Origin of the sequence: Aneurinibacillus migulanus, from assembly GCF_001274715.1 — a bacterium.
GTDB classification, from domain to species: Bacteria; Bacillota; Bacilli; order Aneurinibacillales; family Aneurinibacillaceae; genus Aneurinibacillus; species Aneurinibacillus migulanus.
In genome coordinates this window covers 2,577,268-2,600,299 of the sequence record NZ_LGUG01000004.1, presented here as the reverse complement: position 1 = coordinate 2,600,299, position 23,032 = coordinate 2,577,268, and the positions used below count along the sequence as shown (strand labels likewise).

Here is a 23,032-nt window from a genome sequence, read left to right as displayed (position 1 = left end):
CTCCTAAATTGATTTTATATAACGTTTTTAACATATAACGTTATAATAACGTATTAATTATTTTAAGTATAATAATATCACTACTAAATCGTCAAGGAATTTTTATTATTTTTAGACGATTGCATACAGCCTTACAATTAATACAAAAAGGCCATGCAGAATGTTTATTTTCCACATGGCCTATCATTCTTTCAGTTCTTGAATAAAAATTACTTCGCGCCGGTTACTTGCTTTACCTGTTTATGAGCATGATAAGAGCTTCTAAACTAAAGGACCGGATTCAACATGGGAGAAGCCCATCTGTTTCGTGGCTATTGCTACCTTCTGCGGCTCTGCCTCATCCAATTCGGTAGGCAAGCCGGTATGAACGGCGCAGAAACGACACGCTCTCGTACATACACTGCCCAAAATCATAAAGGTGGCTGTTCGGTTGCTCCAGCATTCGTATATATTCGGGCATTTCGCTTCTTCACACACGGTATGAAGTTCTTTTCCGCACATGATGCTCTTTATCTCTTTAAATCTTTCGTTCGTATTAAGTTTAATTTTTAGCCATTTCGGCTTGGCTTCACGCTTGGACAGGCTCATGAATGCCGCTTCCTTTCACCGATTCTTCTACCGGCTTCTTATAGCGCAACACCGGCTTCCGCGCGGCATTCACTTCATCCAGGCGTGAAATAACAGTATGATGAGGTGCTTCCTGGATAACCGTTGGATCCTCTTCCGCTTCCCTGGCGATTTGAATCATCGCATCGATAAATTCGTCAAGGGTTTCCTTTGATTCGGTCTCTGTTGGCTCGATCATCATGCATTCTTCAACGATAAGCGGAAAGTAAATCGTCGGTGGATGATAGCCAAAGTCCAGTAAACGTTTTGCCATATCCAACGTTCGTACGCCTAATTTCTTCTGCCTCTTTCCGGATAAAACAAATTCATGCTTGCAGATGCGATCATATGGCAGGTCATAATAAGGAGCTAGCTTTCGCATCATATAGTTTGCATTCAATACAGCTTCCTCAGACACACGCTGTAACCCGGTTGGACCGTTAGAGCGAATATATACATGGGCCCGCAAGTTAATCCCGAAGTTTCCGTAATATGCCTTCACGCGGCCGATAGAGTTCGGGATACCGTAGTCAAATCGGTACACCTCTCCATCTTTCACAATCTGTGGACGCGGCAAGAACGAAAGCAACTCCTTTTTGCAACCGATAGGGCCCGAACCAGGACCACCGCCTCCGTGAGGACCTGTGAACGTCTTATGCAAGTTCAAGTGCACAACATCAAAGCCCATATCTCCCGGACGGGTTATCCCTAGAATGGCGTTCGTATTTGCTCCGTCATAGTACAGCAACCCGCCCGCTCCGTGTACGATATCGGCAATCTCAGAAATATTTTCCTCAAATAGGCCCAATGTGCTTGGGTTTGTCAGCATCAAAGCCGCCGTGTCGGGGCCAACAACTTTACGCAGCTCTTCTAAATCGACATTTCCTTTTTCATCAGACGGAATCGTAACTGCTTCCAGCCCGGCAACCGATACACTGGCCGGGTTGGTACCATGAGCCGTATCTGGAACAATCACCTTGTTCCTCTTTTCTCCACGGTTTTCATGATATGCTCGAATCATCATTAATGCCGTCCATTCCCCTTGCGCTCCGGCTGCAGGTTGCAAGCTGACTGCATCCATTCCGGTGATCTCTTCCAATTCTGTCTGCAAATCATACAGCACTTGCAGCGCTCCCTGGACAGTCTCCTCTGCCTGATAGGGATGGATTTTTGCGAAGCCAGGATAACGCGCAACATCTTCGTTAATCTTCGGATTGTATTTCATTGTGCAAGAACCGAGCGGATAAAATCCGGAATCAATGCCATGATTACGGTTAGATAACTCCGTGTAATGACGCATCAAGTCCAGTTCTGATACTTCCGGCAATTCAGCCGGTGTCTGACGCAAATTACCTTTCGGGATAACCGACTCCATATCCACGGTAGGCACATCACTTTTCGGCAGATCGTAAGCGGCACGGCCCGTTCTGCTCATTTCAAAAATGAGGGCTTTTTCGCTATCGTTCACTTTAAGCACGGCCAATCTCCTCCAATCCTTGAACAAGTGAATCGATTTCTTCTTTTGTGCGCATCTCTGTTACCGCCAGCAGCATATGGCCGGCCAATTCCGGATAATCACGTCCCAGATCATATCCGCCGACAATCTTTTGTTCTAAGAGCTTCCGGTTAATATCGGCGACAGAACCCGGTACTTTTATAACAAACTCATTAAAAACGGGTACATCGAACGCGATTTCATATCGATCCAATGCAGTGATTTGATTTTTCGCATATTGGCTTTTCTGTACATTTAACCATGCCACTTCCTGAACACCCTGTTTGCCGAGCGCTGACATCGCTACTGATGCCGCCAATGCATTGAGCGCTTGATTCGAGCAAATATTAGATGTTGCTTTTTCACGACGGATATGTTGCTCACGAGCCTGAAGCGTTAATACAAAGCCGCGTCGTCCCTCTTGATCTACCGTTTGTCCGACGATCCTGCCTGGAATCTTGCGCATTAGCTTTTCACGTACAGCAAAATATCCGCAGGATGGACCGCCGAATTGCATCGGAATGCCAAACGGCTGGGCATCCCCTACTACAATATCCGCACCGAAAGCTCCCGGCGGTTGCAAAACTCCCAAGGCCAGTGGGTTCGAGCTAACAACAAGCAATCCTTTATGTTTATGGGCTATTTCCTCGATCGCAGCCACATCCTCGATTGTTCCGAAGAAGTTCGGATATTGGACAATTACCGCTGCTACGCTTTCGTCTACCGCCTCTTCGAGCGCTTGAAGATCCGTTTTTCCGTTCTTTACATCAACCTCTACCACTTCATAGTTTTGACCCTTAGCATTTACCTGCAGAATCGCACGTGCTTCAGGGTGTACAGCACGAGAAATAACGACTTTTTTTCCTTTCGCTCCGCCGACGGCTAAATTAGCCGCTTCCGCAAGAGCAGTAGGCCCATCATACATGGAAGAGTTCGCTACTTCCATGCCAGTCAATTCACAAATCATCGTCTGGAATTCGAAAATCGCCTGCAGCTCGCCCTGGCTGATTTCCGGTTGATATGGTGTATATGCTGTATAAAATTCAGAGCGGGAGATTACATGGTTCACTGTGCTGGGGATATAATGGTCATAAATGCCTGCGCCGAGAAAATAGGCATATTCCATGCTGTTGACATTCTTGCCCGCCAGACGGTTAAAATGTCTAACCGTTTCCGGCTCGGATAAGGCTTCCGGAATATTCAATTTCCCTTTCAAGCGAATCTCCTCCGGAATATCGGAAAACAACTCATTTACATCTTCGATTCCAAGGAAGGACAGCATGTCCTCCTTATCCTCTATGGTCATGGGAAGATAGCGATACTTCACGTTTATTCCTCCTCAACAAATGCACTATATTGTTCGGCTGTCATCAATTCTTTCAGTTCATCTGGATTGTTTAGCTCTACAGTTACCATCCATCCTTGGCCATATGGTTCGCTATTAATAATTTCTGGGGTATCTTCTAAATCACCATTCATCTGTGTAACTTTTCCGCTGACAGGCGAGAAGATTTCAGAGACCGCTTTAACAGATTCAACCGTTCCCATACTCTCGTTGGCAGTGATCTCCTCCCCCTCTTGCGGCAGTTCAACAAAGACAATATCCCCCAATTGATTTTGTGCAAAATCCGTAATGCCTATCTTTACTAGATTTCCTTTAATAATTTCAACCCACTCGTGCTCTTTACTATAAAGAAAACTGGAAACTGTCTGACTCACGTTTACTCCCCCTACGATATTTTCTATATGAATGATATGAACGGCGATGCTCGCCGGATGGATTTATCTTTTGTAGAATGGTGTTTTTACGGTAATTGCTTCCACTCGCTTACCACGAACCTCTACTTCTACCTGTGTTCCAACGCTTGCAAAATCGGTTTGAATCAAAGCCAACCCTAAGTTTTTCTTCAGCGTCGGGGATTGTGTACCTGATGTGATATAGCCAATCGCTTCATCTTCTTCGCTCGAACCAGACGCATATACCGAATAGCCATTGCGCGGAATTCCTCTTCCAACCATCTCGATACCTACAATTTTACGGGATACACCTTCTTGCTTTTGGCGTACAAGCGCTTCCTTGCCGATAAAATCTTCTTCTTTTGCTACCTTAACAGCAAATCCGATACCTGCTTCTAATGGGCTGATATCTTTATCCAGCTCCTGTCCGTACAGAGGAAGCCTTGCCTCAAAGCGCAGCGTATCTCGGGCTCCCAAGCCGCACGGGAGAACTCCTTCTTCTTTTCCCGCTTCCAGGATCTTTTCCCAAAGCGTGCAAGCATCCAAAGCATCCACATACAATTCGAATCCATCCTCACCTGTATATCCGGTACGTGATACGAGTGTTTTCACACCCGCAATATCCACGTCTTGTCGGAAGTGGAAAAATGTGATCCCAGATAAATCGGAAGAAGTTAGTTTTTGCAGAATGGCTTCCGCCTTCGGCCCTTGCAGAGCAAGCTGGGCTATTCTGTCCGACTGATTCTCTATCGTCACATCTCCCTTTGCCTGAGATACAATCCAGTCTACATCCTTGTCGATATTAGAAGCATTGATGACCAAAAGGTATTCATGCTCTTCTATTTTATAAATCAGCAAATCATCAACGATACCTCCAGACGGATAGCACATTGCAGTATAAATCGCCTGATTTTTTTGCATTGAAGCACTATCGTTTGTACATAAGTACTGAATTACCTTTTCGGCATCGGGACCTTTAATCAATACTTCTCCCATGTGCGAAACATCGAACAGACCAGCATTGTTACGGACAGCATGATGTTCTTCTAAAATGCTGCTAAACTGCACCGGTAACTCCCACCCACCAAAGTCGACTGTTTTTCCGCCGTATTTGGCATAAAGTTCAAATAGCGGTGTTCTTTTTAACATGTTCATCCACCCTTTAAGCATCTATTTAATCCATGATTCGTTTCTTAATCTTTTGTCCCGAAGGCGTCATGGCTAGGCCTCCGAGGGCTGTTTCGCGTAAAGTCCGGGGCATATTCTTTCCGATATCATACATAGCACCGATGACTTCATCGCAGGGAATCCGACTTTCGATACCGGCCAGACCTATATCTGCGGCCGAAAAAGCAATCGATGTCCCGATTACATTCCGTTTAATGCAAGGAACCTCAACCAGACCTGCTACCGGATCACAGACAAGTCCAAGCATTGATTTAAGCGCAATGGCAGCAGCGTTAATGGCTTGCAGTGGCGTTCCTCCCTTTAGCTCAACAATCGCAGCGGCAGCCATAGCCGTAGCTGATCCGACCTCTGCCTGGCATCCCCCCGCCGCTCCGGCGATAAAAGCCCGATTGGCAATGATATAACCTACTGCACTGGCTGTAAAAAGCCCCATAACTAACTCTTCATACGTGAACTTTCCATTTTCATAGAGTGAAAATAAGCAACCCGGAAGAATTCCGGCAGAGCCTGCGGTGGGAGTCGCCACAATAATTCCCATACGCGCATTCGTTTCCGAGGTGGCAAAGGCGAAGCGCATAGCATCCGCAATATAGCTGCCACTCAAGTAGTCGCCCTTATCTTTATACTGCCCCATTATGCAAGCATCTCCACCGGAGATACCGCTTGGTGCGAGTGAACGATCAGAGACACCTTGATCGACAGCCTCTTTCATTTTGACGAGCCGCTCTTTCATCATCTGAACAATTGTTTCCCGGTCCTTATTTGTCTTGCTAATTTCCATGTTCAGCATTACTTCTGCAATGCTTATTCTCTCTTGGCTACAATAATCGAGCAGTTCCTTCATCGATTGAATATCCATGTTTTTCACCCGATGCCCACAGAGGAAATTCGTTTCTTCCTATACTCTCGTACCTGCTCCCGATCATAAGGGGCGTTTAACAGGATAGTAACGGAGAAGCCATTGATATGGAATACTTTTGATATTCCGCCTCCCAAAGAAACACCTCCAACTGCAAGCAGTTCTCCTTGCTTTTCTGCTTGAATAAAGACTATGTTGGGATGGTCATAGTATGGACATTGACCCTTTAATTTAAATGTGACTTCTATTCCCTGTTCCCTCGCTATTGTTAGCGAATCCCGAATCCGTACATCGTCGGTGGTCATTCCGAGTAAACCACCAACGATTGCCTTGTCTGTTCCGTGTCCTTTATATGTCTCGGCAAAAGAATCGTAGAAAATGATATTCACCTTATCAGGAGCACCATCCAAGAGGTTATAAACGAAACTTCCAATCGACACAACTCCTGCTGTATGAGAACTTGACGGTCCAACCATAATCGGCCCAATAATATCGAAGCAGCTATTGTATACCATCTATCCAAGCCCCCCTTGCCGTATAAGGCTTCTACCTGTTACACCAATACTCTGTCGTAAAGAGGATACGCTTCACACAGTTGACGGATAATACTCTGTACCTTTGCTACCGTTTCAGCATCCCCTTTGCTCTTCAAGACCTCAGCGATAGAAGAAGCGATGATTCTCATCTCCTCTTGCTTCATGCCGCGTGTAGTAATAGCGGCCGTTCCAATTCGAACTCCACTCGTAACGAAAGGACTTGCTGAATCAAAAGGAATTGTGTTCTTATTCACTGTAATACCCGCTTCTTCTAGTACATGCTCCGCTTCTTTACCCGTTAAACCCCATGGACGGACATCAACCATCAGCAGATGATTGTCCGTTCCACCGGATACAAGAGCTGCCCCTTCTTGTTTGAGCGTATCAGCTAATACAGAGGCATTTTTCACGACTTGTGCTGCATACTTCTTGAAGCTTGGATGCAGAGCTTCTTTAAAAGAAACAGCCTTAGCGGCAATTACATGCATCAGAGGCCCTCCCTGAAGTCCTGGGAAAATCGCCTTGTTGACACCCTTGAATATTTCTTCGTCATTCGTAAGAATGATACCCCCACGTGGACCACGTAACGTTTTATGCGTCGTGCTGGTTACAACATCAGCATAAGGAACAGGGGACGGGTGAATTCCCGCCGCCACAAGGCCAGCGATGTGAGCCATATCAACCATTAACCGCGCTCCGGCTTTGTCAGCAATTTCCTTGAATTTTGCAAAGTCGATTACCCTGGGATATGCGCTTGCTCCAGCAATAATTAACTTGGGGCGTTCACGAAGGGCAATCGCTTCTACTTCATCGTAATCGATGAGGTGTGTGTCTTCTTTCACTCCATACGCCACGACATCAAACCATTTTCCGGATATGCTTACAGGACTTCCGTGAGTTAAGTGCCCACCATGAGATAGGTTCATTCCCATGATTTTGTCTCCCGGCTGTAGAAGAGAATAATATACCGCCGTATTTGCTTGAGCTCCAGAATGCGGCTGTACGTTAGCGTAGATTGCTCCGAACAGCTCAGTTACCCGTTCAATCGCATGTCTTTCGACCACATCGACAAATTCGCATCCACCGTAATATCGCTTGCCTGGATATCCTTCCGCATACTTATTCGTGAGCACAGAGCCCATTGCAGTCATTACATCTTCGCTTACAAAGTTCTCTGAAGCGATTAACTCTAATGTACTGTTTTGCCGCTTTCTCTCATTCTCAATGGCTTCATAAATCTCTTGATCATGATCCAGCAAGCTCATTAATACATCCTCCTCTGGTTTTCGTATTTGTTTTCGGCGCCTTTCCAAATAAAAAAGAACAGAGGAAAGGCAAAATGAACACTTTACCTTTCCTCTGTCCTTTTTACCTGAGAGATTATCTCCCATTCTACTTGGGGAGGTTTCTCCTTTGGTGGCTTTATAGCTCTCTCCAGAGGTGCGTCCAATTGCAGTCTTTTTACCTGAGAGTTTCTGTCCCAAGGTTTTTTTGGGATTTGCTCCTTCGGTGCCGAACATGCTGTTCAGTCTCTCCTGCAATCATCATCCGCTCGTATGAAGTTATTTGGTTTCTTTTACTTTACTATAATTGTCTGATTAGGTCAATTATTGCCACTATTTATTTTTTTATTATTTTAAATTTTTAAAAATCAATAGTTACCACCTGAAAAATGTCTATGTAAATACAATCGTTTTGTTTCCATGTGTGAGCACTTTATCTTCGATATGCCAGGAAACAGCTTCAGCAAGAACGATTCTCTCTACATGACGTCCAGCAACCTTTAACTCTTCTGTCGTATATCGATGATTAACCCGTAATACATCCTGTTGAATAATCGGACCCTCATCAAGATCGTTCGTTACGTAATGTGCAGTAGCTCCGATTAGCTTAACCCCGCGCTCAAATGCTCTCTCATAAGGATTCGCCCCTATAAACGCCGGCAAAAAAGAATGATGAATGTTAATAATCCGATTTGGATATCGAGATATAAAATCAGGAGAAAGAATCTGCATATATCTTGCTAAAACAATAAAATCGACTTTATTCTTCATAATTTCCAATGCTCTGCGTTCCGCCTCTTCTTTTGTTTCAGCAGACACAGGGATATGGTAGAAAGGAATATCATACGCTTCTACAGCCTCTCTTAACAAAGGGTGATTACTGATAACCATCGGAATATCTACTAATATTTCTTCCGACTTCCAGCGCCAAAGAAGTTCCATAAGACAGTGATCGGCTCTGGATACAAATATCGCCATTCGCTTCTTTTTATTTTCGTTACTCAAGCGCCAATTCATGGCATGCCCTTGGCTTATCAAGGCCAATCCCTGTTCAAGCTTCATAAACGAAGAGGCGAAATCTTCCAAGTCAAATGCAACTCGAATAAAAATGGTGCCGCTCTGTGGATCTGTTGTATGTTGATCAAATTGTACGATATTTGCTTTATGTTCTAATAAAAAATTAGACACAGTTGAAATGATACCAGGTTTCTCCTGACAAGAAAGTAGTAAATTCGCGCGGTTTTTGTTCATTTTTTTATGCAATGCTTTCTGCCCCCTTTTTTATAATACGGTTTTTACTGAAGGGTTTCCATCCATGCTTACTAATGGGAATCCTTCTGCCAAACGGATTTGAGACCGGATAATATCCACGCCGCTTTTCCTCCTAGATGCAAATTGAACGCGAGTGTTTATTTCACTAAAATAATAGCGGTAATCCGGCGTAACAAGAAATTCTATGATTCCTATATGATGACAATCGATAGCTTTCATAAGCCGTATAGCAGATTGACCCATTTGATGTATTAACGTAGTAGACAAGAGTAAATAAGAAGATTCTTCTCCAAGGAAATACGTAAACTCGCCATACCGATCAGCTAAAACCTGAATGGTAATATGTTTCGGCCGTTCGAGATACTTCGTTACATACATCTTTGATCCGCTATAAGGGTGCTTTGCTATCTCTAGCAACTCTTCCTTACTACGGACAACCTGTATGCTTTTTTCCTTATAGCCCGTTGTTGTTTTGATAATAATGGGATAACCGGTTTCCTCACCAAAGGTTATAGCCTCCTGTATACTTTGCACAAGAGTGGGTGTGTCAGGAACGAGTGGAATGCCAAGTGTAGCCGCTGTTGCCCTGGCAGCAGCCTTATCATTAAACAGTTCGATATGCGTAGGACGAGGACCAATGAAAACAATGTCCTCTTCTCTACATCGCTTTGACAATTTGAGGTTTTCCATCCAGATTCCGTACCCTGGATGAATCGCATCCGCCTGCTCATGTTTTGCGATCTCAATCATCTCTTCAATATCAAAGCATGCTTGGAAAGGCTTTCTTCCTTTTCCGATAACATAAGCTTTATCGGCTTTCAGATGATGCGAAGAATGAACATCATGCTCCGAATATACTGCAATTGTATAAATCCCTAATTCTTTACATGCTTTAAGGATGCGATTTGCGACTTTTCCTCGTTCTATCACGACTATCTTCTTAAAATGTTTACGTTCCTTCATTGATTCCTCTCTTTCGCTTCTTGTGTATTACTTGAATGATGTTGATTTTCAATCTAAGTTATACATATGAAAATGTTATCAGTGTTCGAAAGTGTATAACCCGTTGAAGAATCAAAGTCTAACACAATCTCTTCACCTATATACTTTTTTGTAAAATGATCGATGTAAAACCACATGTTCTCCTTAAGAATCACAGTGTCATTCCTTCGTAGTTCATCTGGAATGATCTTTACAGTCAGCGTCCATGTACAACAACCGGCCAATTCCGCATCAATACGCAAAGCCATATCATCCGGTACAAATATTTTTTCCAGCTCGGCTGCAGCCATTTCTGTTACCGTTATGTTCATTTTTTTTCCTCCCCAGACGTCTTTTTAAGACTAGTATTTGGTAATTGAATACAAAAAAGGACAGAGAAAAGGTAGATAACTTGACATTCTACCTTTTCTCTGTCCTTTTACCTGAGAGATTATTCCCCTTACTTTCCGGGAAGTTTCTCCTTTGGTGGCTTTACAGCTCTCTCCAGAGGTGCGTCCAATTGCAGTCTTTTTACCTGAGAGTTTCTGTCCCAAGGCTTTTTGAGACTTGCCCCTTCGGTGCCGAACATGCTGTTCGGTCTCTCCCACAATCATCAACCGTATATATTACATTGGCTATGTATTTATAAAATAATAAAATATTCAAAATATGTCAAGCGAAATAATTAAAGGTATGAAAAACCAAGAGGTCTTTTCACACCTTAATCAGCTACATACAAGCTACTCATTAACATCCATTTCTCTTAACAATGTTCAGTAATTTTTCCTTTGTATTTAAACTAGGGTCTTCCAACACTTTCTCCAACAGCGCTGCAAGTATGCTCCCCATTGCCTTTCCTTTCTCAATGCCAATTACAGATAAATCGTACCCGTTTATAGATAAATCCTTAACAGAGAGCGGATGCTGTGTCTCTACCAACTCTTTCGTACGCCCTATCATGATGTGCAATTTGTCAAAGTTATAAGGCGGCTTATGTCCTTTTATGTCTCCTTCCATTAAATGATAGAGCTTATCAATGTTTTTCTGACCTACTCGGTTCATCAGCTTCTTGATTGTTTTACGTTTTTCGCAAAAAGCCAAATGATTAGCAATAAGTAGAAAAACATCCTCTATACGTTTATTGTCAAACTGTAACCTTTGCATGATTTTTTTTGCGATATAGGCTGATTCACGCTCATGCCCATAAAAATGCCCAATTCCCTGCTCATCAACTGTAAAGGTATCCGGTTTAGCAATATCATGAAACAGCTCCGCCAATCGTACTGTCAGATCATTCGGTGTCGCTTCTACCACACTAAGGATGTGTTCATATACGTCTTTATCATGGTGCGGGTTTCTCTGGTCGAACCCTACGCATACGCAAAGCTCCGGAATAATGAAACTAAGCAGATTACAATCATATAACAATCGAAAGCCATAAGCCTTCATTAGCTGTTCTGAAGCAGAAGTCGATTTTACAATGAATACTGGATCGGTATACAGCATCTCAAGTACGGTCGGAAAAAGACAGACTGGCCTTTCTTCTGCTAGAGCGCAGGGCGCATCCAACCTCTTCTTTCTCCATCCCTCCTACTGCCAACTACGCTACCATGTCAAAATATCAAGTGTAATTTATATATATTGTTCATGTATCTCGATAGCATTGAAAATACGACTTATTTCCTGGTTTATGTATTCCTGCGAGTACTTCATCGTTCCCTCTCCTCTTCTTGTAATACTGTTTATCTTCGATTCTCCGACCTACGGCAGGTTCACGTGCCTATTGGATAATGATAAGATAGAGATAATAAATCCAATTCTTAGGTGACATTATTATGGTTATCATTAATCTTATATTCATGATTGCTATGCTTGCTCTTTTGTTCAATATTATGTACGGTGTGCTGTTTATCTTTTCATTTAAAGGTATCCGTAAAATCTATGAATGGTTTCGTGATGATTCCTTTCTCATGATGGATACGTTGGGGGCGGTTGCACTTGGCCCTTCCTACCATATCGCGAAGAAGCTGTATTCTTTTTCTCCTATTGTAGCACGCATAGCTATTCTGCTATACGTTATCGTACTGTCTTACCTTTTCAATTGGTTCATTCAAACGTTTAATCGTCTTACATAATTATCACGATGCCCGTAAAAAGGAGGCATTCGGTGAAGGAATTACGTGTCAATCATAAACAATATTTCTTTAACCTAGCAAAAATCGGTATTCTTATGCTGTCAGCCATTCTGGCGATGATATATTTGCCGGACAATGATGCTTATTTTGATCCGATTGAATGGATGGGAAAATATATTGGCATTCCTGTCGGTATGGCTCTTCTCATCTGGTTCATAGCCATCTATCTAAAAGCGAGAAAAGAGCATATCGCCTTATATGAAACTACCTTGATCCTCAATGGAAATACAATTCCATTACATGATATTAAAAGAGTGTACCCGGACATTACATATATCGGTCCTATCAAGGCTCATTGCCCAGCTATCGTTATTGAAACACATCAAGGGAAGACGTGGGAATATGTCAGCTATTTCGCTGTAAATCAGAAGGATTTTGATACTTTCCTTACCACACTGAAAAAATCGGTTTCTTCAAAGTAAGAAACACTCGAAAGGGATAGCAGCATGTAGCTGCTATCCCTTTTCTTGCCTCTCATCACTATATACATCTGATTTGATACATCGACAAATTCTTGTGGTGAGAGGTAAGAAAAGGAGGAAGGGCGGTGGGCGGGAGCGGTCGGAAAAAGACACGTCCGCCTTTTTTCTGCCGGGGCGCAGGGCGCATCCAACCTCTTCTTTTTTCCGAATTTCCTCCTTCCAACCCCACTCCCCTGTCAAAATATCAAGTGTAATTTATATAGATGTCGCTTTCTTGCTTTATAGTGACATCTAGTTTCTTACTGATTAAAAGAACCTGTTTTTGAAAAAAATCGTTCAAAAACAGGCTCTAAAGTACGAATTAAGGATTATGTTTATAAAAAAGTTTAATCTTTTTGAACTAACCGTGATCACATCTGTAAACAAACATCAGCATTATGACATCGTGATGTACGTACCAGTTACAGAAGATTTTTAACCAAAAAGCTCTATTTCGATTGTGATAAAGAATCTTGTGATGTGGATTGAACCTTTCTTACTGTAGTATTCTTACCTAATACAACGGAAAGTACAACGATTACTGAAGTCACCATAGTGAAAAGCGTTATGGATTCGTTTAATAATAAAGCTGAAAAAAGAATCATTAAAAAGGGTTGTAAGTATTGAATCTGACTTACCCTTGAGACTCCCCCCATGGCAAGACCACTATACCATGCCACATAAGCTAAAAACTGACTAACTAGAGCAAGGTATACGAAACTCACCCAAGCTCGTAGGGGTGCATGAAGCATTTCTCCAGATACATTTAACAAGACAGGCACTATAAAAAACGGAGCAGCTATTACTAATGCCCAAGCAATCACTTGCCAACCACCTAAATCTCGAGCTAACTGCCCACCTTCAGCATAGCTGAACGCCAGTATTACTACTGAAGTAAGCAAAGCAAAATCCGCATATTGTAATTGGCCAAGTCCGAGCTGGATGGCATACACAATGACCGCCATAAACCCCACAATACTTGCAATCCAAAACTTGAAGGAAGGAAGTTCACCTGCTCTAATAATCGCGAATCCTGCAGTAGCTAATGGTAGCAAAGCTATTTCTATAGCTCCGTGAGAAGCAGGCAACTTTTCCATTGCCCATGATGTAAGCAATGGAAATCCTAAGACCGCCCCAAGAGCTACAATGATAAGTCCCTTAAATTGTTTTGCAGATGGCAGTTTTTCCTTCCTTATTAACAATACAATAGTAGCTAAAAGTGAAGCTATAACTGTTCTTCCTAGCCCAGCGACAGTTGGACCAAAATATTCAACCGCTATACGTGTTGTAGGAAGTGTCAAACTAAAACATAACACCCCTATACATCCTAAAAATAACCCTAACCGTTCTTTCTTTTCTTTTCTTTGTACCTGCATAGTCGTTCACTCCTGACTTTTAGATAGTAACTCGTATAAAACATCTGTATCAGTATAATTAAAATATAATAGTAGTTAGCGATGAAACAAATCACGTTTTCATTCATCTGTACTGGTACAGAATGAGGAGGTTTTCTCTTATGATTACAAAATATACGCTTATTATGTGTGAAATTAAAGAACAAGTGGCGAACGGAACGCTAGGTCCAGGGGATAAGCTTCCTTCCGTTCGGCAGCTGTCCGAACGATTTTCTTGTAGTAAAAATACGATAATTAAGGCTTATAACGAATTAGAAAAAGAACATTTGATTTATTCCGTTCCTAAAAGTGGCTATTATATTGTGAATGAGTACCGATCTTTTGATAATGATAAAACAAACCAAAAAATTGATTTTTTATCTGCTGGCCCGGATAAAGAGGTAATGCCTTACATTGAGTTTCAACATTGTATAAACCAGGCTATCGACATATATAAAGAAGAACTATTTACTTATTCTGATCAACAAGGCATTTATTCGCTACGCCTTCAACTTATTAAATACTTACAGGATTTGCAGGTATTTACGAATCCAGAGAGATTGTTTATTGTATCAGGGTCACAGCAAGCTCTTAATATGTTGGTGTCAATGCCTTTTCCAAATGGAAAAAATAATATCTTAGTTGAACAACCTACCTACTTTGGATTTATTGAGTCTCTTAATCTTCATAAAGCAACTACATTTGGTATCGAATTAACAATGGAAGGAATCGATCTAGCTCGTCTAGAATATATATTCCGAAACAACCAAATCAAATTTTTTTATATTGTGCCAAGGTTTCATAATCCACTTGGTCACAGCTATACAAACGAAGAGAAAAAAAGAATCGTGAAGTTAGCACAAAAATATGATGTTTACATCGTTGAAGATGATTTTCTAGGTGATCTTGATCCGAACCCGAAGGCTGACCCAATGTTCTCCTATGATCCTTCTGGGAGAGTGATTTATATTAAGAGTTTCTCTAAAATTATGCTCCCTGGATTAAGACTTGCCATTGCAGTACTTCCAAATTTAATGATAAACACATTTTTGCGATACAAATTCAGTTCAGATTTTAATAGTTCTGCACTTTCTCAAGGAGCCTTGGAAATCTATTTAAAAAGCGGTATGTTTAGTGGACATATCAAAAGAATAAGGGGACTTTATCATAGAAAGATGCAGTTACTTCAAGAGGCTTGTGAAATGTATTTGTCTTCCAACACTTCTTTTTCAAAACCCTCTTCAGGATTTTATTTAACAATACATCTTCCTGATCAAGTTAAGGCTAGGCGAATGGTTGATTTATTGTTACGAGAAAACATCTACGTCGATGATGCAATAAGAATGTTCCTGCCAGAGTATAGGAAGGAAAATATGCTTCGTCTAAGTATTTCTCAAGTTAACGAAAATCAAATCAACCAAGGGATTGAACAAATTGCTCGGTGCGTTGATTTCATTTGTGGTAAGAAGGATTATATCTTTCAGAGTCCTTCTTCATTATTATGAACTTACATCTTCAAAGCTTCTTTTCTTAAAGACTGGTGAAAACTAAAAACACCTGTTGATTGTTTAGAGAGGAAAAGACCACCACAACGGGACGCAAACAAGGCTGTTCGTCTCCCTCCCTAAGCTGTTGCCCCGGCCAGGCGAAAGAGGATAGCCACTGTCCTCCTCTTTGCGTTTACCCAAATGTTTTTTGGTCTCGTCTGGCAAGGGCAAAAAGCGTTCCTCTACACTTCGTACGGGATGCGAACCGATGCCTGTTTGGGGCACGGTGTGGTGGCTATCTATTCTGGATCGTACTGGATAATCAGCACCCTTGGTGTTTTTACTTTATGCTACAGGCATTGACATTCCGATTCTGCGCTCCACTTCCTCCATCCACTCCTGATAGGAACAACTTGTTAAATAGATAGGTCGATTCTGCTCCTCATCATGCTGGGAAATCACCCATAGCCGTTCCTGGTACGGAAGAATAAACATCACATCCATAATGGTTGGATATTCTGTCGGGCTTGGAAGGTATGTAACCGATACATTGTCGATGGAAGAAGGATACTCTTTCAAATCCTGTACAAAGGCTGAAAACAGCTCCTGGTTCCCATCGTCCATCAGTGATGTCAATTGTTCCACAGAGGATTGCTCAAGATTCTCTTGAGATAAGGTAACCATAACTTCCTCCGGTACCGTGATACTGTGACTATCTTTCAACACATTAGGTTCTATACCGTAAAACTCGTCGATAAGTCCCTGAAGTTGCGAAGTCTTAACAAGGGAGAAATCATGGCACACGGTTTCCCATACATGATGATAAATCCATTCATCCTCCTCTAGAGAATGGAACATTAAATATTCTTCCGTTCCGTCTTTTTCTTTTGTAAAGCGAAGCATTTTCGATGATTCAATATAAGATGAGATAAAAGCGACTATCTCCGCTTTCAGCGGAATTTTCTCCTGCTTTTGCCGCTCTATATCCCACATGCCTTTGGCAAGCAGACTATGAGAAGCCGTTTCAAATATTGCCTCCCACTCCGGGTCAGTCTTCTCGCCGAGCGTCGGTTTAACTAATCCTGCAGCTGCTTCTTCGTATCCGCACAGCATCATGCACAACCCTAGCTCTTCAAGCGTTAACGTGATTCTTTGTAACATACACAATGTCTCTCCCATCTTCTTATTTAAACCAGCTGGCTACCCACTTCTTTCCTTTATTGAAGACTTCTTTCCCTTTTTCACCTATGTCATGGACGATTTTTGCGCCTTCTTCTTTCACTTTATCAAAGTTTCGGACTACGTTCTCAACCTGCTTCGCAGCGAACTCCCCTACTTTGCCTCCAACATAGCCGCCTACCATTCCGCCGACAATAATCCCCGGCGGTCCGAGGAATGAGAGCGCCGTCGCTCCAGCTGCCGCTCCAACATATGTAGCGCCTGATTTAATGGCAATATTAGTTCCTGTTGTAACATAGTCGGCTGTTGTTGCTTCCCCTTTATTTATCTTTTTAAGCAATCCGTAGCCTTCCCCGATACTTGTTGACAACACATTGATTGCACCAAAGCGTTTGGATACCGAACTTGCAATCTTTTTTACCCCAGCGAAGTTAGAATTTTTAGGCAAACCTAGAAGATGCCCTTTTACGTAATTGGCTGGGTTTGTATATCCTTTGTTGAATCCTAATTTTGTATGAAGGTACTTCGTCACGAAATTTTTAGGCTCTACCTTCAGAAACCGATCGATGGAACGGGCAATCCCATTCGGATAACGACCATTCACTTTGTGCAACCACGGCTTACTGCTATATGAATACACCTTGCTCCTCGAAAATGCAGTCGCCCGGCTAAAGCTAACTGATCCGGACATAAGCACGGCAATCCCGGCAAATTGTGTACCAACGGAAAAGAACTTTTCAAAGTCCTTCTTATATTGCCGCAGCTTTTCCGCCAAGGTAATCAGCACTTCCCTGTTATCCGCGTCCTGAAATTTCTTTACATCTACTTCCATTGCCTGTGTCATCTGTTCGATTTCATTAATAATATTGCGCAGTGCGGGTGCTGCCCCAACATCCGGAAGCATACTAACAAGAGATTGGATTCGCTGCTCGATTCCGGCAACCTCTTGGCGTATGCCGCTCAAACGAAATTTCTCTGCATTTACGTATGTAGGTACAAGTTTATAGGATGCCATCTTATCACACCTTCTCCCGTGCGGCGTTCTCTGCATCAATCTGTTCCGCTTTTCGCAGCAATTCACTTGCGTATTGTTTCAGTTCATGGTGTTTTGCCGTAATGTCGGAATGCAGTTGTACCTTCTGATCGCGAAACTTCTTACTTCTCCCGGTATCCCACTGACCGTGATCTTCTCCAATATTTTTCACACTAAATAAAAGTTCTTGTAAAGCGTCCGCTTCCTGCGAAATTTTTTTTGCAGCCTCCCGATAAATAGAGGAATCTTTCAATGCCATATGTCCCACCTTATTCTCTTGGTTTGAGTAGAATTCAGCACGCCATTCTCATAACGCTTGCCGAAGGCAAAGACTTCTTATTCGTTTTTCATGAGCTATTTTCATACCACTAAATTCATATAATTACATTTAATTCTATCACAATTTAATAATGGCGAAAAAATCACAATTATCTACGCTCTTTTTACTACAATCGCATCATACTTGTACATCGTTTTTCCTGCATCCCTATACAAGAGAACACATAACCAAAACTATATTAATAGTAATAAAAGGTCATATACAAATAACGGTACATGCCTTTTGCTAATGAAAAAGCCGCTACTTTGAGCGGCTTTTATAGTATGTTATTTGTTTTGTTACTGCTGTCCATGATTCATATTCCCATGATTCATATTGTCACTTTGATCATTGTCCATCTTCATGCCACCATGATCACCATGCCCCATACCGTTCGCAGCCTCAATTTCAATCAGATGGTCTAGATCTCCCTGCTGTTCATTCGAAACCCATTCACTATTGCCCACGATAAACATGTGATTGTACGGCCCTTCTGTCGGCTCGTTTTTAAAAAGTGGTTTCAGCTCTTTTAAATAACCCAATAACGCTTCCGGCGCTTTCTCTTTATCTGTCAGTAAAAGCGGAGCATGTTTGCCTCTGTGTGCAAACGGCAGAGCAGGCAAGGATTGGCCCGCTTGCTCTGTACTTGCAAGCACCAGGCCATGACCGGGCTTCGTAATGCCCCAACCGAAGCCTGTTTTTGCATCTTTGTATTTGGCAAATGCAATCGCATTCTCCATCGGGTCTTTGCCGGAAATCCGAACGACTGTACCATGCTTTCTCAAATCGCTTTCTACTTTTTTGCTAATTACCCCTTCTGGTCCAAGCAGATAAATATTGGCTTTTCCTTTCCGCTTTTTCAATGCGGTATCCGTATCTGCCGGGATGCTGTCTTTTGTCACATACAACAGCGGCTCTGGCATATGAGAAATCCAGCTTCCTGCGGGTGCCGCGAACTCTGCCTGCTCAGACGTAGAGACGACAACTGATTGCGGCAGTTCGCCAGATACGGAAGCGTAATACTCGTCAATTACAGCAGCTACCTTCTCAGGCGTATCACCTTTTATTTCTTTTACTTTAAATCCAGCATCTGTAACTTGCTTCACTACGCCTGCATTCATACCAATCGTGATAACTTGTGTGCCGTCCTCCGCTCCTTTTGGGTGCAGACGCTTGATTTCGCTAAGTACCGGGTCCGCTATCTTTCCTTTATCCGTAACGAGCAACGGACCGTCACTCGGATGGTGCACTAAATCCAGGCCAACCAATTGTGTTTGCCAGTTGTCATGCGGCGCCAGCAGCACAACATTCGGTTTGGTTCCATTCGGCGTAGCTGGCCAAATCATTCTCGAAGTAGATAATGCGATTTCTTCTGCATTTGTTCCCTCGATTCGTGTCGTATTTTTCGTAGCGGACAGCTCCTGGTCTGCACTTGCTTTGCCAGCTTTAGTGCTTTGTGCTTGTTCAGCCGAATTTTGCGTTGGCTGTTCTTCTCCCTGCACACCGCACCCCGAAAGAAGAAAACCTGCAGCCAGTATACTTACCCCTGTCCATCTAATAAAAGATCGCTTTCCCATTGATACCATATCCTCCTTGTCTACATTTTGCTACAATATTTAAATTTATACCCTTAATTTGTGATGAAAGTGTGATGGGACCTTATATTACACCTGAAAATTATGAAGAAAGTATGGAACATTTCTATTCTCTTTCTGGTTTTTTTGGTGAGCATACTATAGACTGAATAAGGAATTTGTTTACGATACAACAAGTGAGGAGGAGACATATGAAACGTATTTGTGTATTTGCCGGTTCAAATACCGGTATACGGGCGGAATATGAATTGATGGCGGAAGCACTCGGGAACGAACTGGCACGACGAGGACTTGAACTGGTATATGGCGGTTCAAAAATCGGACTAATGGGACGCATCGCCAATACCGTGCTTGCTCTTGACGGAAAAGCGCTCGGGGTTATGCCTACAGGACTTTTCCGTGGCGAAATGGTACATACGGGATTGACCGAGCTTCATGAAGTTAAAGATATGCATGAACGGAAAGCGTTGATGGGTGAATTATCGGATGCGTTTATCGCGCTTCCTGGCGGCTATGGTACATTGGAAGAAGTATTCGAAGTAGTAAGCTGGGGACAGCTTGGAATCCATAGCAAGCCGGTTGGTCTCTTGAATGTTAATGGCTATTATGAACCGTTGGTACAGATGATCAAAAATGGTGTCGAGGCCGGCTTCATTCCGGCTACGCACGAAGAGTTGCTCATTTGCGAAGAAGATCCTGTTGTTCTTTTGAATCGTCTACAGGAATATAAGCCCCCAGCTCAGACAAATAAGTGGAGCGAGCTGTCAGAGGCATAAGAAGATTTATAACATCTCATCTTTCAGTGAAAGATGACGAAAGGGAGGAGCCTGTTAGCTTCCTCCCCTATTTATTTTCCTCGCTTATTCGACTATTTCATTACCGTATTCATTTTTCTTTCTGCTCTTTTTATAGCAAGCAGCTATGCTATATGGTGGAAAATAAAGAAAGAATGCGTCTGTTTATTGCTTTCGCCGATATGTGCTTACTTTCTGACTCGTTTTAGCGCGCTTTCATGCGCTTCTACAGTACGAGCAATATCTTCTTTACTATGGACTACAGACATAGAGTAACGATTAAGCGGTTTTATATACACTCCAAGCTTCAGTAATTCATAATCGATTTCTTTACGCAGCTGCATATTCGCCTTGCCCATATCCCGGTAATTTTTAATCGGCTCTTCTGTCAGAACAATATTGAAAATACTACCCTTGCCGACAGTTTGCATCGTCACGCCATAGTTGCGATACAGTTCCTCTAGCTCTTTTCTCAATAATTGTGTATGGTCGAATAATGCGTTCATAACACCTGCTTGTTCCAATGTTTTGATCGTTGCAAGTCCGGCAGCCAATACGGTAGGGTGACCGTTATATGTTCCGCTATGGAACAAAACCTCTCTCTTTTCCCGGTTCGCCGCTCCGGCAGTTAAAATATCCCTGCCCCCATCAGGAGCGCTGATCATCATAATCTCACGCTTTCCCCCAATCGCACCTACCGGAAATCCTCCTCCGAGCACTTTACCCAACGACGTTATATCAGGAGTAATTCCATATATCTTCTGCGCTCCGCCCAAAGACAGCCTAAAGCCTGTTTTTACTTCATCAAAAATAAGAACAATGCCTAGTTCTTCCGTAATCTTACGAAGTCCCTTCATAAATTCCGGCTCTGCAGGAATGAAGCCGCCTTGAATCGGCTCAAGAATAACCGCTGCCAGTTCATCCTTATGAGTTCGAAGAATTTGCTCAGTAGCTTCCAAATCATTGAAAGGAAGGACAATCGTGTTTTCAACATAATAGTCAGGAACACCCTTTGATTCAGGTACAGCATAAGGATTTCGTGCTTCTCCCGCTTGGTCCATATCCGGATTTACACTAATGAGTACTTGATCGTAGCCACCGTGATAATGCCCTTCGAATTTCGCCAGCTTCGGCTTTCCTGTATAAGCCATAGCCGTACGTATGGCTAGAAGTGTCGCCTCTAATCCCGAATTTGTATAGCGTACCATTTCAATTCCTGGATACAGTTCAATCAGTTTTTCAGCCATCACTGTCTCTAATTGGTGCGGTGTTCCAAAAATGGTCGTTCCCGCCTCCCTCATTTGTGTGGAAATCGCCTCAAAAACGACTGAATGTCCATGCCCAAGAATAAGGGCTCCATAGCAAAGCAAATAGTCAATGTATTCATTACCGTCCACATCATACAGTTTGCTGCCAGCTCCTCGTTCCATAATGATAGGATGGGGAGCGATATATTTAATGTTCGCTGTCACACCACCCGGAATGACTGCGCAAGCCTTCTGGTACTGTTCTGCGGATTTTTTCATTTGAGAAGATAAGAGCGATGTGCTTTCTATAATCATGACATACCCTCCATTTTTAAAATTATTATTTCTTTTAATTATATATTATGAAATATTTATTTCATAATCAAGAAAAAATATTTCGTCAGCCACACATGTTTGGCACGTTTGACAGAAAAGCGAAAGACCGGGGTTATTCCTTCCCCGGTCTTTCTTTCATATGGAAAATATCGAAATGTTCCCAGATTTCTTCCAGCTTCTCCAGCCTGACATGAAAGTCTTCTGCCTTTTCCTTCCCTACAAATGTAATCAGAGCATTGAGTAAGCTAAGTGGGGCTACAAAAGAATCAATAAATGTCGGCATTTGACTGGACGCCGTCAAGGAAATGCGAGCGTACGGAATTAACGGCGACAAAAAATTATCCGTGACAGCAATGGTTGTGGCTCCTTTATCTTTGGCATAGGATAAAATTTGAATGGTGCTTTTCGTATACCGGGCAAAACTAATTCCGACGACCACATCACCTTCGTCCAAATCATGCAGCCGCTCCGCTATCGTTTCTACGGACTGCAGCAATATAGCGTTACCCAATATGATTTGAAGATAATACTGTAAAAACACACCGAGCGACATGGCACTTCGGTTAGCGGCGATGTATATTTTTTTCGCCTGTAACAACGCATCCACCGCCTGGCGGAACGCTTGCACATCCAGCTTTTCCATAGTGGATTTAATATTCGCCATATCGTCCTGGAAAATTTCGTATACACCTTGTTCTTCTTCTTCGTAGACACGTTGCGACATCTGCAGCCGTTCAGCCGTAGTCAACTGCTGTTGAACGGAATCCTGCATATACTGTTGCAGTTCAGGATAGCCTGAATAACCAAGAGAAGTGGCAAACCGTACAACTGTCGCCTCGCTAACTCCTGCCATTTTTGCCAGCTTACCTACGGTAAAGAATGGTACTGCATTAGGATTTTCTAAAATATATTTAGCTATCTTCACCTGAGACTTGCTCATCTCAGCCATTTTTCCTGCTATATACTGATAGACATTTGACATTCCGAAACCATGGACCTCCTCAGAAGCTCTCTGTAAATCATACACTCCCCCTC

23 protein-coding genes, 1 pseudogene and 4 riboswitches are annotated in these 23,032 nt (G+C 42.6%); of the genes and pseudogenes, 5 read left to right on the top strand and 19 right to left on the bottom strand.

Features of this window, described 5'->3' with window-relative positions:
* Positions 1-285: 285 nt before the first annotated feature.
* From AF333_RS14335 to AF333_RS14280, 12 genes and pseudogenes are all read right to left on the bottom strand, one after another.
* Positions 286-588, bottom strand: a pseudogene (locus AF333_RS14335) (lipoyl synthase); the annotation flags it as partial.
* On the bottom strand, positions 569-2,074 hold the full coding sequence (gene gcvPB, locus AF333_RS14330) for an aminomethyl-transferring glycine dehydrogenase subunit GcvPB (protein WP_074714839.1): 1,506 nt from the start codon (positions 2,072-2,074) through the stop codon (positions 569-571). The gene gcvPB and the pseudogene AF333_RS14335, both read right to left, overlap by 20 nt.
* A 1-nt stretch (position 2,075) precedes the next feature.
* The gene (gene gcvPA / locus AF333_RS14325; protein WP_043064159.1) at positions 2,076-3,428 is read right to left on the bottom strand and encodes an aminomethyl-transferring glycine dehydrogenase subunit GcvPA; all 1,353 of its coding nucleotides are present in this window, start codon (positions 3,426-3,428) and stop codon (positions 2,076-2,078) included.
* A gap of 2 nt (positions 3,429-3,430) precedes the next feature.
* A complete protein-coding gene (gcvH, locus tag AF333_RS14320; protein ID WP_043064158.1) occupies positions 3,431-3,820 on the bottom strand; it encodes a glycine cleavage system protein GcvH in 390 nt (129 codons plus the stop codon).
* 63 nt (positions 3,821-3,883) lie between these two features.
* Complete coding sequence (gene gcvT / locus AF333_RS14315) at positions 3,884-4,993, bottom strand: glycine cleavage system aminomethyltransferase GcvT (protein ID WP_456061752.1); 1,110 nt, start codon at positions 4,991-4,993, stop codon at positions 3,884-3,886.
* Positions 4,994-5,012: 19 nt separating this feature from the next.
* A complete protein-coding gene (gene sdaAA / locus AF333_RS14310; RefSeq protein WP_043064289.1) occupies positions 5,013-5,885 on the bottom strand; it encodes an L-serine ammonia-lyase, iron-sulfur-dependent, subunit alpha in 873 nt (290 codons plus the stop codon).
* Positions 5,886-5,890: 5 nt separating this feature from the next.
* Positions 5,891-6,400, bottom strand: a complete 510-nt coding sequence (locus AF333_RS14305; protein ID WP_043064156.1) for a serine dehydratase beta chain — start codon at positions 6,398-6,400, stop codon at positions 5,891-5,893.
* Between the two features lie 38 nt (positions 6,401-6,438).
* Positions 6,439-7,686, bottom strand: a complete 1,248-nt coding sequence (gene glyA, locus AF333_RS14300) for a serine hydroxymethyltransferase (RefSeq protein WP_043064288.1) — start codon at positions 7,684-7,686, stop codon at positions 6,439-6,441.
* 91 nt (positions 7,687-7,777) lie between these two features.
* A riboswitch (glycine riboswitch) is annotated at positions 7,778-7,862 on the bottom strand.
* Between the two features lie 2 nt (positions 7,863-7,864).
* Positions 7,865-7,969, bottom strand: a riboswitch (glycine riboswitch).
* Positions 7,970-8,097: 128 nt separating this feature from the next.
* A complete protein-coding gene (purU, locus tag AF333_RS14295) occupies positions 8,098-8,967 on the bottom strand; it encodes a formyltetrahydrofolate deformylase (RefSeq protein ID WP_043064155.1) in 870 nt (289 codons plus the stop codon).
* Between the two features lie 18 nt (positions 8,968-8,985).
* The gene (locus AF333_RS14290) at positions 8,986-9,939 is read right to left on the bottom strand and encodes a biotin carboxylase N-terminal domain-containing protein (protein WP_043064154.1); all 954 of its coding nucleotides are present in this window, start codon (positions 9,937-9,939) and stop codon (positions 8,986-8,988) included.
* A 53-nt stretch (positions 9,940-9,992) separates the two neighbouring features.
* The gene (locus tag AF333_RS14285; protein WP_052520608.1) at positions 9,993-10,289 is read right to left on the bottom strand and encodes an iron-sulfur cluster biosynthesis family protein; all 297 of its coding nucleotides are present in this window, start codon (positions 10,287-10,289) and stop codon (positions 9,993-9,995) included.
* A gap of 97 nt (positions 10,290-10,386) precedes the next feature.
* A riboswitch (glycine riboswitch) is annotated at positions 10,387-10,467 on the bottom strand.
* A gap of 3 nt (positions 10,468-10,470) precedes the next feature.
* Positions 10,471-10,574, bottom strand: a riboswitch (glycine riboswitch).
* Positions 10,575-10,704: 130 nt separating this feature from the next.
* A complete protein-coding gene (locus AF333_RS14280) occupies positions 10,705-11,526 on the bottom strand; it encodes an HD domain-containing protein (protein ID WP_052811735.1) in 822 nt (273 codons plus the stop codon).
* A gap of 266 nt (positions 11,527-11,792) precedes the next feature.
* Here AF333_RS14280 and AF333_RS14275 point away from each other — a divergent pair, with 266 nt between their 5' ends.
* From AF333_RS14275 to AF333_RS35290, 3 genes are all read left to right on the top strand, one after another.
* A complete protein-coding gene (locus AF333_RS14275) occupies positions 11,793-12,092 on the top strand; it encodes a hypothetical protein (protein ID WP_043064153.1) in 300 nt (99 codons plus the stop codon).
* A 32-nt stretch (positions 12,093-12,124) separates the two neighbouring features.
* Complete coding sequence (locus AF333_RS14270; protein WP_043064152.1) at positions 12,125-12,574, top strand: hypothetical protein; 450 nt, start codon at positions 12,125-12,127, stop codon at positions 12,572-12,574.
* A gap of 73 nt (positions 12,575-12,647) precedes the next feature.
* Positions 12,648-12,869 carry a hypothetical protein gene (locus AF333_RS35290; protein ID WP_235496458.1) on the top strand — a complete coding sequence of 74 codons (222 nt, stop codon included), beginning with the start codon at positions 12,648-12,650 and terminating at the stop codon, positions 12,867-12,869.
* A 193-nt stretch (positions 12,870-13,062) separates the two neighbouring features.
* Here AF333_RS35290 and AF333_RS14265 read toward each other — a convergent pair whose 3' ends face one another.
* The gene (locus AF333_RS14265; RefSeq protein WP_043064151.1) at positions 13,063-13,989 is read right to left on the bottom strand and encodes a DMT family transporter; all 927 of its coding nucleotides are present in this window, start codon (positions 13,987-13,989) and stop codon (positions 13,063-13,065) included.
* Positions 13,990-14,129: 140 nt separating this feature from the next.
* Here AF333_RS14265 and AF333_RS14260 point away from each other — a divergent pair, with 140 nt between their 5' ends.
* The gene (locus tag AF333_RS14260) at positions 14,130-15,512 is read left to right on the top strand and encodes an aminotransferase-like domain-containing protein (protein WP_043064150.1); all 1,383 of its coding nucleotides are present in this window, start codon (positions 14,130-14,132) and stop codon (positions 15,510-15,512) included.
* A 327-nt stretch (positions 15,513-15,839) separates the two neighbouring features.
* Here the strand turns inward: AF333_RS14260 and AF333_RS14255 are convergent, their stop codons facing one another.
* The 4 genes from AF333_RS14255 to AF333_RS14240 form a co-directional block, all read right to left on the bottom strand.
* Positions 15,840-16,655 (bottom strand): hypothetical protein, encoded by an 816-nt coding sequence (locus AF333_RS14255; protein WP_043064149.1) that lies wholly within the window; start codon positions 16,653-16,655, stop codon positions 15,840-15,842.
* Positions 16,656-16,677: 22 nt separating this feature from the next.
* Entirely contained in the window at positions 16,678-17,688 is a 1,011-nt protein-coding gene (locus AF333_RS14250) for a hypothetical protein (RefSeq protein WP_043064148.1), read from the bottom strand.
* Positions 17,689-17,692: 4 nt separating this feature from the next.
* Complete coding sequence (locus AF333_RS14245) at positions 17,693-17,965, bottom strand: hypothetical protein (protein WP_043064147.1); 273 nt, start codon at positions 17,963-17,965, stop codon at positions 17,693-17,695.
* A gap of 359 nt (positions 17,966-18,324) precedes the next feature.
* The gene (locus tag AF333_RS14240) at positions 18,325-19,602 is read right to left on the bottom strand and encodes a cell wall-binding repeat-containing protein (protein ID WP_043064146.1); all 1,278 of its coding nucleotides are present in this window, start codon (positions 19,600-19,602) and stop codon (positions 18,325-18,327) included.
* A 209-nt stretch (positions 19,603-19,811) separates the two neighbouring features.
* Between AF333_RS14240 and AF333_RS14235 the strand changes: the two genes are divergently transcribed.
* A complete protein-coding gene (locus AF333_RS14235; protein ID WP_043064145.1) occupies positions 19,812-20,396 on the top strand; it encodes an LOG family protein in 585 nt (194 codons plus the stop codon).
* 206 nt (positions 20,397-20,602) lie between these two features.
* On the opposite strand, the gene AF333_RS14230 is transcribed toward AF333_RS14235, so the two are convergent.
* Together AF333_RS14230 and AF333_RS14225 are read right to left on the bottom strand one after the other, a co-directional pair.
* The gene (locus AF333_RS14230; RefSeq protein WP_043064144.1) at positions 20,603-21,976 is read right to left on the bottom strand and encodes an aspartate aminotransferase family protein; all 1,374 of its coding nucleotides are present in this window, start codon (positions 21,974-21,976) and stop codon (positions 20,603-20,605) included.
* 133 nt (positions 21,977-22,109) lie between these two features.
* Positions 22,110-22,979, bottom strand: coding sequence for a MurR/RpiR family transcriptional regulator (locus AF333_RS14225; protein ID WP_043064143.1), 870 nt, complete (start codon positions 22,977-22,979; stop codon positions 22,110-22,112).
* Between the last annotated feature and the right edge of the window lie 53 nt (positions 22,980-23,032).

Bases quoted from the DNA above. Each gene is read 5' to 3' on its own strand.
- gcvT (WP_456061752.1), bottom strand. From the start codon at position 4,993: ATGAACATGTTAAAAAGAACACCGCTATTTGAACTTTATGCCAAATAC.
- sdaAA (WP_043064289.1), bottom strand. From the start codon at position 5,885: ATGGATATTCAATCGATGAAGGAACTGCTCGATTATTGTAGCCAAGAG.
- AF333_RS14305 (WP_043064156.1), bottom strand. From the start codon at position 6,400: ATGGTATACAATAGCTGCTTCGATATTATTGGGCCGATTATGGTTGGA.
- glyA (WP_043064288.1), bottom strand. From the start codon at position 7,686: ATGAGCTTGCTGGATCATGATCAAGAGATTTATGAAGCCATTGAGAAT.
- AF333_RS14290 (WP_043064154.1), bottom strand. From the start codon at position 9,939: ATGAAGGAACGTAAACATTTTAAGAAGATAGTCGTGATAGAACGAGGA.
- AF333_RS14285 (WP_052520608.1), bottom strand. From the start codon at position 10,289: ATGAACATAACGGTAACAGAAATGGCTGCAGCCGAGCTGGAAAAAATA.
- AF333_RS14275 (WP_043064153.1), top strand. From the start codon at position 11,793: ATGGTTATCATTAATCTTATATTCATGATTGCTATGCTTGCTCTTTTG.
- AF333_RS14265 (WP_043064151.1), bottom strand. From the start codon at position 13,989: ATGCAGGTACAAAGAAAAGAAAAGAAAGAACGGTTAGGGTTATTTTTA.
- AF333_RS14260 (WP_043064150.1), top strand. From the start codon at position 14,130: ATGATTACAAAATATACGCTTATTATGTGTGAAATTAAAGAACAAGTG.
- AF333_RS14255 (WP_043064149.1), bottom strand. From the start codon at position 16,655: ATGTTACAAAGAATCACGTTAACGCTTGAAGAGCTAGGGTTGTGCATG.
- AF333_RS14250 (WP_043064148.1), bottom strand. From the start codon at position 17,688: ATGGCATCCTATAAACTTGTACCTACATACGTAAATGCAGAGAAATTT.
- AF333_RS14245 (WP_043064147.1), bottom strand. From the start codon at position 17,965: ATGGCATTGAAAGATTCCTCTATTTATCGGGAGGCTGCAAAAAAAATT.
- AF333_RS14240 (WP_043064146.1), bottom strand. From the start codon at position 19,602: ATGGGAAAGCGATCTTTTATTAGATGGACAGGGGTAAGTATACTGGCT.
- AF333_RS14235 (WP_043064145.1), top strand. From the start codon at position 19,812: ATGAAACGTATTTGTGTATTTGCCGGTTCAAATACCGGTATACGGGCG.
- AF333_RS14230 (WP_043064144.1), bottom strand. From the start codon at position 21,976: ATGATTATAGAAAGCACATCGCTCTTATCTTCTCAAATGAAAAAATCC.
- AF333_RS14225 (WP_043064143.1), bottom strand. From the start codon at position 22,979: ATGTCAAATGTCTATCAGTATATAGCAGGAAAAATGGCTGAGATGAGC.